17 protein-coding genes and 2 pseudogenes are annotated in these 18,618 nt (G+C 51.8%); 6 read left to right on the forward strand and 13 right to left on the reverse strand.

The features are described from left to right. Positions 1-251: 251 nt before the first annotated feature. Positions 252-1,580: a helix-hairpin-helix domain-containing protein gene (locus tag IPG31_01680; GenBank protein MBK6617110.1), complete on the reverse strand. Its 1,329-nt coding sequence runs from the start codon at positions 1,578-1,580 to the stop codon at positions 252-254. 136 nt (positions 1,581-1,716) lie between these two features. On the opposite strand from IPG31_01680, the gene IPG31_01685 reads away from it, so the two are divergent. From IPG31_01685 to IPG31_01705, 5 genes and pseudogenes are all read left to right on the forward strand, one after another. After that, entirely contained in the window at positions 1,717-2,013 is a 297-nt protein-coding gene (locus tag IPG31_01685) for an IS66 family insertion sequence element accessory protein TnpB (GenBank protein MBK6617111.1), read from the forward strand. Further along, positions 2,001-2,351 (forward strand): IS66 family insertion sequence element accessory protein TnpB, encoded by a 351-nt coding sequence (gene tnpB / locus IPG31_01690; protein ID MBK6617112.1) that lies wholly within the window; start codon positions 2,001-2,003, stop codon positions 2,349-2,351. The genes IPG31_01685 and tnpB (IPG31_01690) overlap by 13 nt, the downstream gene beginning before the upstream one ends. A gap of 63 nt (positions 2,352-2,414) precedes the next feature. Continuing rightward, positions 2,415-4,016, forward strand: a complete 1,602-nt coding sequence (locus IPG31_01695; protein ID MBK6617113.1) for an IS66 family transposase — start codon at positions 2,415-2,417, stop codon at positions 4,014-4,016. Between the two features lie 208 nt (positions 4,017-4,224). Beyond that, positions 4,225-5,703, forward strand: coding sequence for an IS21 family transposase (locus IPG31_01700; protein MBK6617114.1), 1,479 nt, complete (start codon positions 4,225-4,227; stop codon positions 5,701-5,703). Further along, a pseudogene (locus IPG31_01705) lies at positions 5,682-6,417 on the forward strand (ATP-binding protein). The gene IPG31_01700 and the pseudogene IPG31_01705 overlap by 22 nt, the downstream one beginning before the upstream one ends. A 14-nt stretch (positions 6,418-6,431) precedes the next feature. Here IPG31_01705 and IPG31_01710 read toward each other — a convergent pair. The 12 genes and pseudogenes from IPG31_01710 to IPG31_01765 form a co-directional block, all read right to left on the reverse strand. Next, the gene (locus tag IPG31_01710; protein ID MBK6617115.1) at positions 6,432-6,641 is read right to left on the reverse strand and encodes a hypothetical protein; all 210 of its coding nucleotides are present in this window, start codon (positions 6,639-6,641) and stop codon (positions 6,432-6,434) included. 127 nt (positions 6,642-6,768) lie between these two features. Beyond that, a pseudogene (locus IPG31_01715) lies at positions 6,769-8,369 on the reverse strand (IS66 family transposase). Between the two features lie 63 nt (positions 8,370-8,432). Continuing rightward, a complete protein-coding gene (tnpB, locus tag IPG31_01720) occupies positions 8,433-8,783 on the reverse strand; it encodes an IS66 family insertion sequence element accessory protein TnpB (GenBank protein MBK6617116.1) in 351 nt (116 codons plus the stop codon). Further along, complete coding sequence (locus IPG31_01725) at positions 8,771-9,067, reverse strand: IS66 family insertion sequence element accessory protein TnpB (protein ID MBK6617117.1); 297 nt, start codon at positions 9,065-9,067, stop codon at positions 8,771-8,773. The genes tnpB (IPG31_01720) and IPG31_01725 overlap by 13 nt, the downstream gene beginning before the upstream one ends. Next, positions 9,051-9,428 carry a hypothetical protein gene (locus tag IPG31_01730; protein MBK6617118.1) on the reverse strand — a complete coding sequence of 126 codons (378 nt, stop codon included), beginning with the start codon at positions 9,426-9,428 and terminating at the stop codon, positions 9,051-9,053. Before IPG31_01730 ends, IPG31_01725 begins: the two co-directional genes overlap by 17 nt. Before the next feature lie 7 nt (positions 9,429-9,435). Next, entirely contained in the window at positions 9,436-10,200 is a 765-nt protein-coding gene (locus tag IPG31_01735; protein MBK6617119.1) for a protein phosphatase 2C domain-containing protein, read from the reverse strand. Beyond that, positions 10,197-10,856, reverse strand: coding sequence for a VWA domain-containing protein (locus tag IPG31_01740; protein ID MBK6617120.1), 660 nt, complete (start codon positions 10,854-10,856; stop codon positions 10,197-10,199). Before IPG31_01740 ends, IPG31_01735 begins: the two co-directional genes overlap by 4 nt. A gap of 177 nt (positions 10,857-11,033) precedes the next feature. Next, entirely contained in the window at positions 11,034-13,160 is a 2,127-nt protein-coding gene (locus tag IPG31_01745) for a type IV pilus secretin PilQ family protein (GenBank protein MBK6617121.1), read from the reverse strand. Positions 13,161-13,186: 26 nt separating this feature from the next. Next, entirely contained in the window at positions 13,187-13,717 is a 531-nt protein-coding gene (locus tag IPG31_01750; protein ID MBK6617122.1) for a pilus assembly protein PilP, read from the reverse strand. Beyond that, positions 13,714-14,328 (reverse strand): type 4a pilus biogenesis protein PilO, encoded by a 615-nt coding sequence (locus IPG31_01755; protein ID MBK6617123.1) that lies wholly within the window; start codon positions 14,326-14,328, stop codon positions 13,714-13,716. The genes IPG31_01750 and IPG31_01755 overlap by 4 nt, the downstream gene beginning before the upstream one ends. Then, positions 14,328-14,927, reverse strand: a complete 600-nt coding sequence (locus tag IPG31_01760; GenBank protein MBK6617124.1) for a PilN domain-containing protein — start codon at positions 14,925-14,927, stop codon at positions 14,328-14,330. The genes IPG31_01755 and IPG31_01760 overlap by 1 nt, the downstream gene beginning before the upstream one ends. A 1-nt stretch (position 14,928) precedes the next feature. After that, positions 14,929-16,062, reverse strand: a complete 1,134-nt coding sequence (locus tag IPG31_01765; GenBank protein ID MBK6617125.1) for a pilus assembly protein PilM — start codon at positions 16,060-16,062, stop codon at positions 14,929-14,931. A gap of 218 nt (positions 16,063-16,280) precedes the next feature. Between IPG31_01765 and IPG31_01770 the strand changes: the two genes are divergently transcribed. Further along, on the forward strand, positions 16,281-18,584 hold the full coding sequence (locus tag IPG31_01770) for a penicillin-binding protein 1A (GenBank protein MBK6617126.1): 2,304 nt from the start codon (positions 16,281-16,283) through the stop codon (positions 18,582-18,584). Positions 18,585-18,618: the final 34 nt, after the last annotated feature.

Raw genomic sequence — 18,618 nt, forward strand, 5'->3', positions numbered from 1 at the left:
AGAGGAGAATAATCCAGAAAATTGTGATTGCGTAGATGGGAGCGTTGGACGGTTACAATTCCACCGTAATTCGATTGTGAACAATCAGCGATGACTGCTGTGCGGAAACCGTCTTTTTCGGAAATATTTTCCAAAAATCATAAAAAAATCACAAATGGATGTGTTGCTGGCGGTATCACTTGGCTATCTTTTACTCAGGGTGATCAGGAATCAGGCGGATTGAGGGTGAAAATTGGGTTTTCGGGCAGACACTAAATAGCATTGAAATCAACCTGTGCTTGGGCCAATTTCTGGCTGGCCGCCTGCAATGCGGGGCTTAGCGGTTTCGCTTTACTGATCATATCTTGGCGCAGGCGTTGTAGCTCCGCAGCCCCCGCGTTAAGAGTAATCTCTAGCGTACGTTTACGGGTCGCAATCTTGGCCCGCACGGCGTTCTTATCAGCTTCGGTTACCGCCAGATTGGGATTGAAGACAAACCTGCGTTCACAGGCTTTCTGCCAATCCACTACGGCCCGCGTCAAGACTTCGCCAAAGCCTTTCACGGAGATAACTTTGTTCCAGGTGGCATCCGCCGCTGTTTCAATCCCGAATGACCTCAAGGCGGCCTTCTTGGCGGGGCCAACCCCAGAAATTGACGCGGCATCAAGAAAGTGGCGTTCTAAGAATTGGTGTTTCTGCCGGGCTTCCGCCGTGGCGTGCAGGTTGGTGATTTCCGTTTTCTCACGTTCGGGCAGATGTTGGTATTCATTCCGCAATTGGGCGAGTTCTTGTTTCCGCTTACTGAACGCTTCAGGATTGGTTTCTTGTTGTGCCCGCGCGATGATCTGGTCACACGCCTGCTGAGCGGCATCCCGTGCCGCTTGGCGTTTGATTCGTTCGGCTTTACGCTCATCTCTCCCTAGATTACTCACCACTGCCCACATCCAACATGCCCCCCCCAGCACGAAGAACCACGCCCCGGGGATAACGGCAAAAAGCCAAAGCGCAACCCCAACAATAACGATCCGCCAGAAAGTAATCATCCCTTGTTGTTGGATGCCCGGTGGTAATGGGGTGGGTTTAACCGCAATGGTGGCGATGTTTGGGATGGGGATTGCTGGAGGTGGCGGCACGGCTTCAATCGCCGCCCAGGCCCGCGCCAAAATAAAGCCAGTGGACCCGGTGGCGGTAATCCCCACTTGGATATCCAAAAAGTAGATAACCCCGTGATCTTCCAACACACACCACGGGCACCGGCCAATGTGGCCAGGATAGACATGCATTGGTGTCGTCGCACAACGCTTCAATTGCCCCCGTAAACCGTCCAAGGCGGTTACCCATTGCTGGGCTGTGGGGCGGCTTCCCTTCGCGCCGTTTTCCGTAAACGCCAAGGTGAACATGGCTTGAATGGGGACGGGGGCAATGGAGATCGGGATGGATTTGGGTGGGGGGGTAAAGCCGCGCTGCTGCCCGTCGGGGGCATAGGCATAGCGAAAGGCTTGGATGTCCTTTTCCAAAGCTTCACCCGCATCGGCCCGGAGTGGCACCCCCGAGTAGGGATGTCGCCCACCAAACAGCAAGTGGAAGATCAACAGCGCCAAACCAAAATTGTCATGATTTTTAGTACGGATTACCTGACTGAAAGATTGTACACTTGTAACCGTCCAACGCTCCCATCTACGCAATCACAATTTTCTGGATTATTCTCCTCTGCATTACCTTACAGGAGGATAAGCCATGGCATTACAGGATGATAAGCAAAAGCATATCAGCAACTGGCAAACGAGCGGTTTGTCGCAGGCAGCCTATTGCCGGGCGCTCGGGTTGAATGCGAAGACGTTTGGGAATTGGTTGCGCGCTCACCGGCGTGGGCGCGATGATATCAAGCTGCCAGCCTTGATTCCGGTTACGATCAAGCCGACAGCGGCGTCAGTGGAAGTATTGCAGCTTCGCTGTCGCGGTACGCATGTGCTGGAATTACCACTGAGCGTTTCCCCGCGATGGCTGGGAGAATTGCTGTCATGTCTGGGTTGATTGCGCACGCGGGTAAGATCTGGCTGGCGGTCGATCCGGTGGATATGCGTCGCGGCATGGATGGCTTATCGATGATTGTGCAGCAGGTATTGGGTCACCCGCCCTGCGCGGGTTCGGCGTTCATATTCTGCAATCGCGCGGGCAATCGCATCAAGGTCTTGCTGTGGGATGGCACGGGGGTGTGGTTATGTCAGCGCCGCCTGCATCAGGGGCGGTTTGTCTGGCCGAGGCAGGATGCGGCGTGTGTCGAGTTAGCGCTATCGCAGTGGGAATGGTTGATTGCCGGCGTAGACTGGCGGCGTTTATCGGCGCGGCCACAATGGCATTTTCAGGTGTAGAAAATATGTAATAGTTGTTTATTAACAGGCGGTTGATTGCGATTTCGTGGTATAATTCATCTCATGAATTCACTGGCGCAACTGGATCAACTCAACCTCGATACGGCCACCAAACAACAGGTGGTCAATCTGGTTCAGGCATTTCAGCTTGATCTGACCCAGCAAACACAGCAGACAGTTTATGCGCTGGAACTCAAGATTCAGGCGCTCACCCTGGAATTGGCGCATCTGCGCCGTATCCAATTTGGCAGGAAAAATGAAGCGTTGTCTGCCTTGTCACCCAGGCAGCTTTCTTTGTTTGAAGAATCGGCGCTGACCGATATCACGGCCATTGAGGCTGAAATCGAACAGATCAACAGCACACCACCCCCCAATACCACCAAAGTGCCGCGTACCCGCGCCGGTCGTCAGCCGCTGCCAGATCACCTGCCGCGCATCGAACACCGGCATGAACCCGCATCCTGCCAATGTGACCGATGCGGCTGCGATCTGACTAACATCAGAGAAGACATCACCGAACAGCTTGACGTGGAACCCGCCAGATTCTTCGTTCATCGCCACATTCGCCCACAGTACGCCTGCAAATCCTGTGAAACCATCACGGCAGAACCCGTGCCACCGGCAGTTATCGATGGCGGCATGGCCGCCCCGGGCCTGCTTGCCTGGGTGATGACAAACAAATACCTGAATCACCTGCCACTTTATCGCCTGGAGCAGATTGCTGCCCGTGACCAGGTCACGCTGCCCCGTTCCACCCTGGCCGAATGGGTAGGCCGTACCGGCGTAGCCCTGCAACCATTGGTCGATCGCCTAACCTGGCATCTACTGCAGGGCAACACGCTGCATGCCGACGAAACACCAGTTGCACAATTGGAACCCGGTCGCGGCAAAACCCGTAAAGCCTACCTGTGGGCCTACCGCAGCAATGACCTTGAACCCGGGCCGCGTATCATCATCTTCGACTATCAAGCTGGCCGTAGCGGTCAGCATGCACGGCACTTTCTGCAAAATTGGCAAGGACACCTGATGGTCGATGACTATGCTGGGTATAAAGCACTTTTTTCCGCAGCCACATCGCCTTGTGTCGAATTGGCCTGCTGGGCGCATGCGCGACGCAAATTCTTCGACCTGCACCAGGCCAATGCCAGCACGATGGCATTGGCAGCGATACAGCGCATCAGCGTCTTATACGCAATCGAAGCAGAAGGCAAAGACCTGAGCATCGAAGATCGCCTGCAATTGCGGGCAGACAGAAGCCTGCCCGCACTGCATGCATTGCATGACTGGCTGATGCAAACCCGTAGCCAGACCGCAAATGGCGGCGGCTCCGCCAAAGCACTCGACTATACCCTCAGACGCTGGCCAGGTCTCATCCGCTACGCACAAACCGGCTTTCTTCCGATCGACAACAACCCGGTGGAGAACACCATCCGCCCGATCGCAATCGGTAAAAAGAATTGGCTATTCACCGGATCGGAACGTGCCGGTCAACGCGCCGCTGCCATTCAAACCTTGTTCGGTACCGCGCAACTCAACAAACTCGATCCCGCCGCATGGCTTGCAGACACCCTCGCCAGACTACCGACCTGGCCCAATAACCGCATCGATGAATTGCTGCCACTTACACCAGCGTTCATTCAATCACTTAAACAGCAGGAAAGATAGATGGGAGCGTTGGACGGTTACGTACACTTTGCAATTCTGGTGGCGTAAATTCTCGAGTTCCGACTTCTATTAGACGACAATTAACCTGTCCGGTCAGGCGACAATTATCTTGACCGGTTGAGTGAAAGTATCAGTATGAGTTCTTTTCTATATAAGGAGAAAGAACTTGCCTGGAAAACATATCACTCATCAACAGGAAGCTATTTATATGAAGAATCGTCAGATAGGGCATGGTCAGGAGACAGCGGCTGCGAAAGCGGGGGTAAGTATCCGCAGTGGCCGCAGGATTGAGAAGGGTGTGCGGGTGGAGAAGTCGCAACGGCAATGGCGCACGCGCCAGGATCCTTTTGCGCTGGTTTGGGAGACCGAATTGGTTCCATTGCTGTACGGGGAACCTGAACTGACCGGGACTACGCTTTGGGAGTACCTGGATGATCGATATCCCGGCCAATACCCGGAGAAATTGCTCAGAAGCTTGCAGCGCCGTGTAAAACACTGGCGGGCAACGCAAGGTCCCGGTAAGGCGGTCATGTTTTGCCAGTCGGTACCTGCCGGGCACCAGGGGTTGTCCGATTTTACCTGGCCGCGTACGGCAATTACGATTGCAGGCAAACCATTTGATCACCTGCTGTATCAGTTTCGTCTGGCTTATAGTCATTGGCGTGCTGTTCATATCATCCGGGGCGGGGAAAGTTATAGTGCGTTGGCCGATGGATTGCAGACCGCCTTGCATAAACTGGGCGGCGTGCCCAGGGAACATCGCACCGACAGCCTGAGTGCCGCATACGTCAATGCGAGCCAAAAACAAGAACTCACGCAATCTTATGCGGCGCTGTGTCAACACTATGGCATGAAGCCTACGGTCAATAACCTGGGCGTCAGCCATGAAAATGGCGCCGTAGAAAATGCCCATGGTTCGCTCAAACACCGGATTGAGCAGGCGATCAAACTGCGGGGATCTGCGGATTTCGAAAGTGTGGGCGCCTACCGCCGTTTTCTTGAACGGATCGTCGATAAGCTCAATCTGCGCTGCAGGGGGCGATTGGCGGAAGAGCAATCGCATCTCCAGCCACTGCCACGCTACCGCTTCATGGACTTCAGTGAACTGACCGTCAAAGTGACCACCAGTAGCACCATAGCGGTCAAACGGGGACTCTACAGTGTGCCATCCAGACTCATTGGCGAGAACATCCGGGTTCATCTCTATCACGATCGTCTGGAATGCTTTGTTGGCCAAACACCGGTCATTACCTTACCGCGCGCGTATCCGAAAGCGCCAGAAGGACGCGCCCGGCGCATCGATTACCGTCATGTGATTCATGCATTGGCGGCAAAGCCACAAGCCTTTCGCTTTTCCCGGCTGCGGGATGATCTGTTGCCAACGCCACAGTATCACCAGCTGTGGGCGCGGGTACAACAACAATTTGATCCCGGACTCGCTTGCAAATGGATGGTATCGGTGCTGCGTTTTGCCTACGACTATGATTGCGAGAGCCAGTTGGCCGCTGAATTGTTGCAACAACATCCGCTACCTGAACTGCAAACACTGCAAAAGCGATTTCTGCGGCAGCATGCGCCGCAGCCGGACATCCCAATCAAACAACACACTGCGGATACCTACGATCAACTCCTCAGCGGAAACTGGGCAACACAAGGAGGCAGCTCATGTCTGAATCGCTCCCACTGATGCTCAAGGAACTCAGACTCCCTGCCTTTGGCCAGCATTACCGGCACTTCCAGGATCAAGCCGCAGAACACGCCTGGAGCTACAGCCAATATCTCGCCGCCCTGTGCGAACAGGAAGTCGCCCAGCGCTTCCAAAGCAGAATCAGCAACTGGACGCATGAAGCCAGACTACCGCGCGGCAAAAGCTTTGCCACTCTGGCGCTGACCGAACTGCCTCAAGCCGCTCAGAAAAAAATCATCACGCTGCGCGACAATACCTACTGGGCGAGCCAGGCAGACAATGTGTTGCTGATCGGTCCCTCCGGTGTCGGCAAATCACATGTGGCGGCAGCATTGGGGTTGCATTTGATTGAACAAGGCATCCGCGTCAAGTGGATATCAGCTACCGCACTCGTTCAACTCCTGCAGCAAGCCAGGAAAGAACTGGACTTGATGTCCGCCATGACGCGGCTGGATAAATACCGTGTACTGATCGTTGATGATATCGGCTATGTCAAAAGACCGATTCGAAACACAGGTATTGTTTGACTTCATTGCCCATCGCTATGAAAGCGGAAGTCTCATCATTACTTCAAACCAGCCTTTTAGCCAGTGGGATCAAATCTTCCCTGACACCATGATGACCGTTGCCGCCATCGACCGGATCATCCATCACGCAACCATCATCGAAATCGACAGTGAAAGTTATAGGAGGAAAAACCAGAAAAAATCATGAAGTAGCTAATAAACTCAACCGGCCATCATAATTGTCGTCAAAGCGGCCAAGATAATTGACGCGAGACAGACTTCACATTGATAGTGCACACCCTTGGCGTTAATTTGGTACGAGTCGCAGTCAACAAGAACAACTTTGCTGTTCCTGCCAAACAGAAAGTTCTTTTGATTGACGTCGCCAATCAGATGACCATGACGATGCAGGGCGGCAAATGCAGCAGCCATATTCCTGGCCGCATATATTAAGAAATCCCAGCCAACATCGGGGTAGTTTTGGCGCCTATGCGCAGGACTGTAGATCTCGTGTAGTTCGGCTTTTCCTGTAATTTTGGTAACCGTCCAACGCTCCCATCTATCTTTCCTGCTGTTTAAGTGATTGAATGAACGCTGGTGTGAGCGGCAGCAATTCATCGATGCGGTTATTGGGCCAGGTGGGTAGTCTGGCGAGGGTGTCTGCAAGCCATGCGGCGGGATCGAGTTTGTTGAGTTGCGCGGTACCGAACAAGGTTTGAATGGCAGCGGCGCGTTGACCGGCGCGTTCCGATCCGGTGAATAGCCAATTCTTTTTTACCGATTGCGATCGGGCGGATGGTGTTCTCCACCGGGTTGTTGTCGATCGGAAGAAAGCCGGTTTGTGCGTAGCGGATGAGACCGGGCCAGCGTCTGAGGGTATAGTCGAGTGCTTTGGCGGAGCCGCCGCCATTTGCGGTCTGGCTACGGGTTTGCATCAGCCAGTCATGCAATGCATGCAGTGCGGGCAGGCTTCTGTCTGCCCGCAGTTGCAGGCGATCTTCGATGCTCAGGTCTTTGCCTTCTGCTTCGATTGCGTATAAGACGCTGATGCGCTGTATCGCTGCCAATGCCATCGTGCTGGCATTGGCCTGGTGCAGGTCAAAGAATTTGCGTCGCGCATGCGCCCAGCAGGCCAATTCGACGCAAGGCGATGTGGCTGTGGAAAAAGTGCTTTATACCCAGCATAGTCATCAACCATCAGGTGTCCTTGCCAATTCTGCAGAAAGTGCCGTGCATGCTGACCGCTACGGCCAGCTTGATAGTCGAAGACGATGATACGCGGCCCGGGTTCAAGGTCATTGCTGCGGTAGGCCCACAGGTAGGCTTTACGGGTTTTGCCACGACCGGGTTCCAATTGTGAAACTGGTGTTTCATCGGCATGCAGCGTGTTGCCCTGCAGTAGATGCCAGGTTAGGCGATCGACCAATGGTTGCAGGGCTACGCCGGTACGGCCTACCCATTCGGCCAGGGTGGAACGGGGCAGCGTGACCTGGTCACGGGCAGCAATCTGCTCCAGGCGATAAAGTGGCAGGTGATTCAGGTATTTGTTTGTCATTACCCAGGCAAGCAGGCCCGGAGCGGCCATGCCGCCATCGATGACTGCCGGTGGCACGGGTTCTGCCGTGATGGTTTCACAGGATTTGCAGGCGTACTGTGGGCGAATGTGGCGATGAACGAAGAATCTGGCGGGTTCCACGTCAAGCTGCTCGGTGATGTCTTCTCTGATGTTCGTCAGATCGCAGCCGCATCGGTCACATTGGCAGGATGCGGGTTCATGCCGGTGTTCGATGCGCGGCAGGTGATCTGGCAGCGGCTGACGACCGGCGCGGGTACGCGGCACTTTGGTGGCATTGGGGTTGGTGTGCTGTTGACCTGCTCGATTTCAGCCTCAATGGCCGTGATATCGGTCAGCGCCGATTCTTCAAACAAAGAAAGCTGCCTGGGTGACAAGGCAGACAACGCTTCATTTTTCCTGCCAAATCGGATACGGCGCAGATGCGCCAATTCCAGGGTGAGCGCCTGAATCTTGAGTTCCAGCGCATAAACCATCTGCTGTGTTTGCTGGGTCAGATCAAACTGAAATGCCTGAACCAGGTTGACCACCTGTTGTTTGGTGGCCGTATCGAGGTTAAGTTGATCTAGTTGCGCCAGTGAATTCATGAGGTGAATTATACCATGAATTCGCAATCAACCGACTGTTAATAAACAACTATTACATATTTTCTACACCTGAAAATGCCATTGTGGCCGCGCCGATAAACGCCGCCAGTCTACGCCGGCAATCAACCATTCCCACTGCGATAGCGCTAACTCGACACACGCCGCATCCTGCCTCGGCCAGACAAACCGCCCCTGATGCAGGCGGCGTTGACATAACCACACCCCCGTGCCATCCCACAGCAAGACCTTGATGCGATTGCCCGCGCGATTGCAGAATATGAACGCCGAACCCGCGCAGGGCGGGTGACCCAATACCTGCTGCACAATCATCGATAAGCCATCCATGCCGCGACGCATATCCACCGGATCGACCGCCAGCCAGATCTTACCCGCGTGCGCAATCAACCCAGACATGACAGCAATTCTCCCAGCCATCGCGGGGAAACGCTCAGTGGTAATTCCAGCACATGCGTACCGCGACAGCGAAGCTGCAATACTTCCACTGACGCCGCTGTCGGCTTGATCGTAACCGGAATCAAGGCTGGCAGCTTGATATCATCGCGCCCACGCCGGTGAGCGCGCAACCAATTCCCAAACGTCTTCGCATTCAACCCGAGCGCCCGGCAATAGGCTGCCTGCGACAAACCGCTCGTTTGCCAGTTGCTGATATGCTTTTGCTTATCATCCTGTAATGCCATGGCTTATCCTCCTGTAAGGTAATGCAGAGGAGAATAATCCAGAAAATTGTGATTGCGTAGATGGGAGCGTTGGACGGTTACTAATTTTGGGCATCAAGAACCCAACAACCGGCCCGTTGGGAGTTTTGTGCAGGGCCTCTTGGGGCCAGGCCGCGTAACTCAGGAGCTCTTTATCGGCCGTGGCTGCCATAAAACGCAGTTTGGCTTGCTTCGACGCATCCGGCTGGTGGTGCGCGTTGTATAACTTCGCGACCCAATAATGGTTCGCCGGTACCTCATAGACCGAACCCTCTCCCCCCTTGCCGAGTTCCCGCCCGATTTGGATGGCCTTACCCGTGCCGGTGACGAAGGTTTTCGTCATGGCGCACCTATCCCACCCAATGAGCGAGGGCCAAGGTCTTGTCGTCGTCGGTACGTTCGTTCACGGCCGGACTCTGGAGGAATCGCGCTAATTCGGCTTGAAGATAATCCTCTTGCTCTGCTGTGGCCATTGCCAAAACTGTAAAAAATGGCGTGAAGAAAGGGGCGTGGGCGGTATTGGTTGCGATGTTCAACGCTAACCGCTGGACGCCATCGGAGAAGACCGCGACTTTGTCGGCGCGGGTGGGGAAGGTTGTCACCGCCAGCACGTCAATTGCATTTTCGTCGGTAACGAAGTTGGTCATATTGGCGTATTCCCCAGCCATCGGGGTAATGGGTACCTCCAGCCCATTGCCGACATCGACCACGATCCCACCGTCGCCAATCTGCATGAGCAACGTGGCGGAGGGAGATGCTACTACCCCTAAGAAGGTGCACGCGTAGTCGCGGGCCTTCGCCCCCTGCTGATCCGCCGTCGCATAAATTCTGGCCCGCACGGCTTGGATACATTCCACTGCCCAATGGTTAGTGAGGGCATATTCCCCTGCTTGGGTATAGTGTTGGCCGACAAAGGCTGTGGCGGCTTCAATCGCCAATTCGGCACCAGTACCTCCATGGAGGGCGCTACCGGCACCGTCGGCAACAAAGATGGTCAGTAGGGGCGGTTTATCTGGATCGGTTTCAACTTGAGCGAGGCAACTATCTTGACAGGCCGTGCCGGTAACTGTGTGGGATGTCCCGACCGCGGAGGCGGCCACTACACGCCACGTCACACAGAGGCCCACCCTTGCGGTGGCTGCAATGAAACTTCCGTGCCCGGTGTCGACTGCGATACCGAGCGCAAGGAGCTCGACAACCAACTAAACAGATCCCGGAACCGCAAGCCATCCAGCCGCAATGGTTCTCGCACGCTGATTTGTTGCAAGGTATCCATGTTGGCGCCCTGAACCCCAATCGCGAAGAAGGCAAACGACTTGGAGGCTTCGCCTTCCCGCACGGCAGCGGCAGCCGATTGCCATTCATCGGTGGGCCCGCCATCGGTAATGAGGAACACCCATGGACGATAGTAGGAAATTCCATTGGCCTTGTATTCATCTTTGCGTTGGCGAATCATATCCAACCCCTGTTTGATTGCGCTACCTATCGGGGTATCACCTTGCGCCATCAATGTTGGAGGGTAAAACGCCGCTGCTCCTTGAAACGGCAAGGCGATCTGCACAGGCCCGAAAGTCACAATTCCAACTTCCACTCGCTTCATGGCTAAGGCGTCTGCTGCCAGTTCGTCTTTAAAAGTGGTCAAGCCGGCATTCAGTTCGACTATCGGTTGCCCTTGCATCGAGCCGGATACATCCAACAGCAATAGGCAAGGGCAACGCGGTTCCGGGTTGTCGGCAAACTCAGTGGTTTCGAAGGAAATTTGTTCGGTCATTTCGATTTCTCCGTTTGGTGATTGTGTATTGGTCGTTCTCCAGCATGAAATTAGACGTCCGAAATGACGCAATATGCTTCGTCAAAAATGAAATCTAACATGTTCAGTTGCATGCTATCTCCTTCAATTTTCAGATAAGGCGCCTTAACTATTGGGGGTACGTAGCTACATTTAAAGTTAATTATTCAGTGCAGAGCGAATGCTGTCACCCAGTGTTTCATTCAGAATCCGAGGGGTGACAAAGATCAGCAGTTCGCGCTTGTCATTACGTCTCGCAGTATTGCGAAACAGATTGCCTAATAAGGGTACGTCTGCCAGGAATGGCACTCGGTTACGTTCATTTTTTTCAGTTTGTTCAAAAATTCCACCAATTACGACGGTTCCACCGTTTTCTACCAAAACTTCAGTGACAATTTGTTTGGTATCGATCGCCGGACCCGAGGGGGTGTTCTCACCACGGGTGTCCTGATTGATTTTCAGTTTCATGATGATATTGTCGTCTGGTGTAATTTGCGGGGTCACTCTCAGTCCCAGCACAGCCTTTTTGAATTGAATCTGCGGGCGTGTTGCGCTGACGATTTGAAAGGGAATTTCAGTACCCTGTTCGATGCTGGCTTCCACCCGGTTGGCTGTTACCAGACGAGGGCTGGCAATGACACGCCCCTTGCTGTCGGATTCGAGTGCCGATAATTCGAGATTGATCAGGGTGCCATTGTTGATCTTGATCAGACTTAGTCCCAATGCTGCCGGGCCGCCTGCCACCCCAGCCAATGCGGCGGCGGGAAGATTGACATTGAGATTCTGTCCATCAAGACTGGGGGAAGCACCGGCTGCCAGTTCGCTGGAACTGCCCAGATTGCCGGATACACCGAGTTTTCGATCGCTGATACGGGTGGCATTTTGTACACCAAAGCGGGCGCCAAGATTGCGGCTGAAGGTATCCGTTGCCTCGACGATTCGTGTTTCAATCATGACCTGGCGTACCTGGGTATCGAGATTGGAGATATGTTTAGCCACTTCCGCTAACCTGGCCGGGATATCGGTGATGGTCAGTGTGTTGCTGATGTCATCCACTTCAATCGTTCCCCGCTGGCTCATGATGCCTTTGAGCGCAATCGAACTGGCAGTACGGTAATTGAGTTTGAAGGTTTCGGTTTGTAGAACTTCCAGCTCTGAAATCTGCTGCTGTTGCTCCAACTGCAATTTTTCCCTGGCAGCCATTTCTTCTCTGGGTGCGACGAAAATAACATTTCCGGCTCTGCGTTTGTCCAGATCATGATTTTGCAGCACGATATCCAGTGCTTGATCCCAGGGTACGTTTTTCAGCCTTATGGTCAGATTGCCCTTGACGGAATCACTGGCAATGATGTTTAAATCCGTAAAATCGGCGATAACCTGCAAAACAGAGCGGATTTCGACATCCTGAAAATTCAGTGACAATTTTTCGCCGGTGTAACCGCCGCTGGCGAGTTTCTTATGAACAGGCATGGCTTCGCCACTGGCAACATTGCGGATATCCAGCACAAAGCTTGTGCCTGACTGAAAAGCGGAGTGCTCCCAGTTACCCTGGGGCTCAACGAGCATTTTGACGCGATCTTTGTCTGCATGGGTTTCAATGATGCGTACCGGTGTTCCAAAATCAGCAACATCGAGTCGTTGTTTCAGATTAGAGGGCAGGTAAGCTTGTATGAATTCAACATAGAGCTTATTTCCTTGCCGATTGACATCGATTACCGTACCTGGTTGGGATAATTCGACTTTAATCTGTCCTTCTCCCTGCGTGCCACGGCGAAAATCCAGATCCACCAGACTCAACTGTGTCAGCTGTTGGCCAACATTGGGGCGAGCAATCAGCGGTTGGCTGGGGCCATTCCTGGTGGAGCGTATGGAGCTTGTGAGCGTGATCAGCAAAGCATTGCCGTCTATTCTCGTTTCATGGGTAGCTACTTCATGTAAATTCATTACCAGACGGGTACGGTTCTCGGCTTTGGCCATCTGGATATCGCGCAGCACGCCTTGACCCGTCAGGCCTCCCCGTTTCTCGACTAAACTGTCTACGCCGGGTAAATCGAAGTAGAGCCGGGAAGGACTGTCCAGCATGACACCCGTCGGCATGAATGCCAGCGGGCGATCAAAGATTATTTTTGTGATAATTGCGCCATTGGTATCAGCGGTGACATCCATACCAAGAATGGTGTTCTGAGCTGAAGGTTTAACAGCGGCATTTGCCGGAAAGATCATGATTCCAATTAAAAGTGGCCATAAATACATGCCAAATTGTTTGAATTTTGTTTGATTACGCATAGACCACCCTGATAAATTAAATCCAATCATTTTTTTGACTCCTGGGATTGCAGTCTGAGAGTGCCGACCTGTTCGACCCAGGCTTGGCCACTTTCCTGAATCATTTCTTTCAAGGTAATGTTTTCCTCAGAAATGGTGGTGATTAATCCAAAATTGTTTCCGAGATAATTGCCATTTTTCACGCGGTGAACCGTGTTATCCGGTGTTCTGATCAAGGCATAAATTTGTTGACCACGCTGTAATGTTCCAACCATTGATAAATTTTCCAGCGCATAATTTTCCAAAATTTCTTTCTGGCGCTTCAAATCTGGTTTGAGCTCATTCTGGCTGGAATTGTCTTGCTTGTTTTTACTGGCGCTAAAAGGGTCCGGTATCTCAAAAGCCTGATAAACAAACTGCTGCAGTGGCCGAATCTCGGGCAAGGGGTCTACTTTTCCTTGCATTCCAGCGCCAGCATTTTTGACAAACTCCCGTAAGTCTCCGTGTTCACCATCGGCGCAGGCTGACACCAACCCGGCTAACGCCATGGATAACCCTAATTGATGAATTTTGCTCATTTTGTTCCTTGCAACTGGTTACTGATTTCGTCTTCATCCAGATAGCGAAAAGTTTTGGCGACAGCATTCAGTACTAACTGGCGATCGGTTGTAGGTGTAATTTCCATATTATGCAAAGTCACGATGCGCGGTAATTGGGCAACATCGCTGGCAAATGCCCCGATATCGTGATAACTGCCGGTTACGCGGACAGAAACCGGCAACTCGGCATAAAATTCGCGCAAGGTTTCGCTGGCAGCCGGTTTAAAAAGTTCAAACTGTAAGCCTCGCCCAAGACCAGCACGGTTGATGTCTACCAGCAAGGCATCCAGTTCGGATTTGTTTGGTAGCTGCTTCAGCAGGGCGCCGAGTGATTGCTCAATTTCAGCAGATTGCTGACGCAGGGCGTCGAGATTGATGGAATCTGCTTTTTTGACTAGATAGGTTTGCTTGAGTGTGGCTTCTTCTGTCTGTGCCTGTTCCAGTATTTCCCATTGCTCCTGCCAATCCAGCAGGTAACCACCCACAAGGATGACCAGCAATAAAATTGATAACGCCCCCGCCTTGATTTGAGCAGGCCAGCTACCGGGATCATTGGGATTGATGCGACGCAATTCTTCCAATAAGTCCATTATCGTTCTCCCGTTTTGTCGGCAATCGCAATAATCTCGACTGCTTCCTCATCTTTTGGCAATTCGGAAAGCCTGACACTCATATCAAACTCATTGGCTCGCTTGCCATCGATGGTTACTGCCTTGATTTCTATTAACAGCGGCGACTCAAACCAGGGTGAAGCATCCAGGTTGCGCATCAGGGTAGATACCCAGGCATTGGATTGGGCATAACCGGAAAGATGGAGATGCTGCTCAGCCTGTTTGAAGCTCTTGAGATTTACCCCATCCGGAATTCGTCGTGCCATCTGATCGAGCATATGCACGACTTTGACCCGATCGGCCTGCAACGACTCCACGATCTGTTTGCGTGAAACCAATTGCTGTATCTTTTCCCTGATGAGTTTGATTTCGGCAATCTGCCGATCGAGTAATGCAATTTCATTCTGTAAATACTGGTTTCTGGCCTGTTGTTGACTAATTTTGTCCACCACCATTTCATGCACACCCCAAACGATCAGTATGCCGGTTGCGACCATCAAGCCTGACATCACACCAAATTGCTGTTGACGTGCTTTACGTTTCAGTTCCCGGTGCGGCAGTAAATTGATCCATATCATGTTAGTCAACCCCCCGCATGGCGAGCCCGCTGGCAATTAATAAAATGGGTGCGTCTTCTTGCAGTTGTCTGGATGAAATACGCTTGGACAGTGACATGCCCGCAAACGGATTGATGACTTGCGTGATTACCTCGGTTCGTGTGGACACGATTTCTTCCAGGTGCGGGATGGAAGCGCAGCCGCCGGAAAGAAAAATGTGGTCTACTTGTGCAAACTGAGTGGAAGTGAAAAAGAATTGCAATGCCCGAAATACCTCAAGTGCCAGGGTTTCCAGGAAGGGCTGCAGTACATCGGTTTGATAATTTTCTGGCAAAGTCTTCTTGCGCTTGGCAGTTTCCGCTTCTTCTGCAGAGAGATTGAAATGATTTTGTATTTCCTGCGTCAGTTGATTGCCTCCGAACGACTGATCGCGCATATAAATGGTTTCACCGTTATAAAGCACATTGATTCGGGTGTTGCTCGAACCAATATCCACAAGTGCCACTACCTTGTTCTTGCCGCCATCCGGTAACTGGTTGCTAATAATTCGAGAGACAATGGCTTGCGCAACAAACTGCTCGACATCCATGACGGTTACCTTGAGACCCGCAGTTGCAGCCGCAGCAACACGATCTTCAACCTTGTCTTTCCGGGCGGCAGCAATCAGTACTTCTGTTTCCTCGGGATGATCCGCGATTTCTCCGATTACCTGAAAATCAAGATTGACTTCATCAATGGCAAATGGCAAATATTGATTGGCCTCGGTTTCTACCTGAAAAGCAAGATCATCTTCGCGCAATCCCGTGGGGACACTAATTTTTTTGGTCACTACTGAAGCTGAGGGTAACGCGAGGGCGATATTTTTTTGTCTGGCACCCATTCTTTTCCAGGCACGCAAGATACACTCGCCTACTTGTTCCAGATTATTAATATTGCCATCGATAATCGCTTCAGCTGGCATCGGCTCAATCGCGTAACCTTCCAGTCGCAGATCATGTACATCCTTGCCTAGTTTAGATAGCTCCACCATCTTGACGGAAGATGCGCTGATATCAACTCCTATCAACCTGGAGCTACTGGAAAACAGGCGAATATCAAAATTGATATTCGGTCGCTTGAACAGCGATTTGCTGATTAAGGCTATATTTGAACTCATTCTGCTGGTGCCCCCATTCGTGCCCAACCAAAGAGCACGTCAATAAAACAGTTGACTTGTTCATGAACCTTCCTCCTGGTAGGGAAAATTCATCTGTAAGCTAATGAGGGCAGATTCTGACAGATGGTCCAGCAATTTAATTTATCTAATAGCAGTTGATATACCCTTTATAATTCAGCAATAATTTTCTTCTCATACCACTTAACTGCCCTTTTTTAATGCTGCTACGCTGGTTTTTCCGTTCTGTTCTTGCCTTGCTGGCACTGGGTGTGATTGCCATTATGTTGCTGGTTTTTGCTGCACTGGTAACGTTGCCAACTTTGCCATCGCTGGATACTCTGACAAATTACCGCCCGCAAATACCCTTGCGTATCTATAGTGCGGAAGGATTGCTGATAGGTGAGTTTGGCGAGGAACGTCGTGATTTCGTCAAAATCAATGCGGTGCCTGCTGCTCTGAAGCAGGCCATTCTCGCTGCAGAAGATGATCGTTTTTATCAGCATTATGGTGTTGACTTTATCGGGGTGCTGCGTGCAATGCGCTCCAATTTTTCCGCTGGCGGTATCCGTCAGGGAGCCAGTACCATTACCATGCAGGTAGCCCGTAATTTTTTCCTGACCAAGGAAAAAACTATGACGCGTAAATTCAGCGAGGCCTTGCTCGCATTTAAAATAGAGCACTCTCTTGGGAAAAACCGCATTCTTGAGCTCTACATTAACCAGATTTATCTGGGTCAACGCAGCTATGGATTTTCTGCTGCAGCCAGAACCTATTTTGGAAAACCGCTCACGCAGATTAATCTGGCGGAGACGGCAATGCTGGCAGGTCTTCCCAAAGCCCCTTCTTTGTATAACCCGGTCGCTGATTTCAAACGTGCGCAGGGTCGGCAGCAATATGTGCTCAATCGAATGCATGAATTGGGGTATATCTCCGCCGATGAATTGAAACGGGCAAAGCAGACCATCATTACCCTTTATCGCCCGGTAAAGGTTTATGCCATGCCAGCAGACTATGTTGCGGAAATGGCGCGCCAGGTTGTTTATCAGCGGTATCAGGAAGAAGCTTATACGCGCGGTTTCAAGGTTTATACCACCGTTACGAAACCTGATCAGGAAGCGGCTTACCGCGCCTTGCGTAAAGGCGTGCTCGAATATGATGAACGCCATGGTTATCGCGGTGTGGAGGCATTTGTTGGTTTGCCTAAGTCAGGTGAGCAGTTGAAAGAGATATTAAGCAGATTCAATGATTACGATGACTTGTTGGCTGCATTGGTCATTACCGCCAGCAGCAGTGCTATTGAGGCCATGCTTAGAAGTGGAGAAACGGTCAAGCTGACTGGCAACAGCCTGAAATTTATACAGAGATATTTGAGCAGTGATCCCAAAATCTCGGATAAGCGGATTCGCCCTGGCGCATTGATTCGATTGAAAAAAACAGAAAAAGATGAATGGAGGATTTCGCAATTGCCTGGAGCTGAGGCCGCGCTGGTGGCTATGGATCCGAATGATGGAGCCATTCGCGCCCTGGTAGGGGGGTTTGATTTCGGGCTGAACATGTTTAATCATGTAACGCAGGCCTGGCGCCAACCGGGGTCTAGTTTCAAGCCTTTTATTTACTCGGCATCGCTTGAAAAAGGATTTACGGTAGCCACTATTATCAACGATGCGCCCTTGTTTCTTGATCGCGCTCAAACTGGTGGCAAGTCCTGGGAGCCTAAAAACTTTGATGGTAAGTTTAGTGGGCCAATCCGAATGCGTACTGCGTTAACTCACTCAAAGAACCTGGCCTCTGTTCGTATTTTGCAATCAATCAGTCCGCGCTATGCGCAGGACTATATCAAGCGCTTTGGCTTTGATGAATCCCGGCATGCGCCCGTATTGCCGATGGCGCTCGGGGCGGGTTCAGTAACGCCGATGCAGATGGCGGCGGGATATGCGGTTTTTGCAAATGGCGGATATCAGGTACATCCCTATTTTATCCAGAGAATCGAGGATAGCAATGGCAATGTGTTACAGCAGGCAAAATCGGTTGTTGCAGGTAAAAATGCGAAGCAAACGATCGACCGGCGCAATGCGTTCCTGATGACCAGCATGATGCAGGATGTTATTCAACGCGGAACGGCTACACGCGCCAAGATCATCGGCCGCCAGGATATAGCGGGTAAAACGGGAACTACCAGTAATTATGTTGATGCCTGGTTCTGTGGGTATCAGAAAAATCTTGTAGCGGCTGCATGGATGGGTTATGACGAGCCCCGCTCAATGGGGCGCAATGAAACTGGGGGACGTGCGGCATTACCGATATGGATAGACTACATGACGGTTGCACTGAAAGAAATTCCTGTTGAGAAAATGACACCCCCAGAGGGAATAGTGGTTGCAAAGATCAGTAGCGAAACCGGCATGAGAGACCGGGATGGTACTCTCAATGAATACTTCTACCATGAACAGCTTCCACCGGAAACTGACTATTTTTTTCGTGATTTTAAAATCGATGATCACATGGAAAATCAGCTTTACTAACATACTCAGTCATGGAGCGTCGGTATTGATGAGG

Origin of the sequence: Nitrosomonas sp. (assembly GCA_016703745.1) — a bacterium.
Taxonomy (GTDB): Bacteria; Pseudomonadota; Gammaproteobacteria; order Burkholderiales; family Nitrosomonadaceae; genus Nitrosomonas.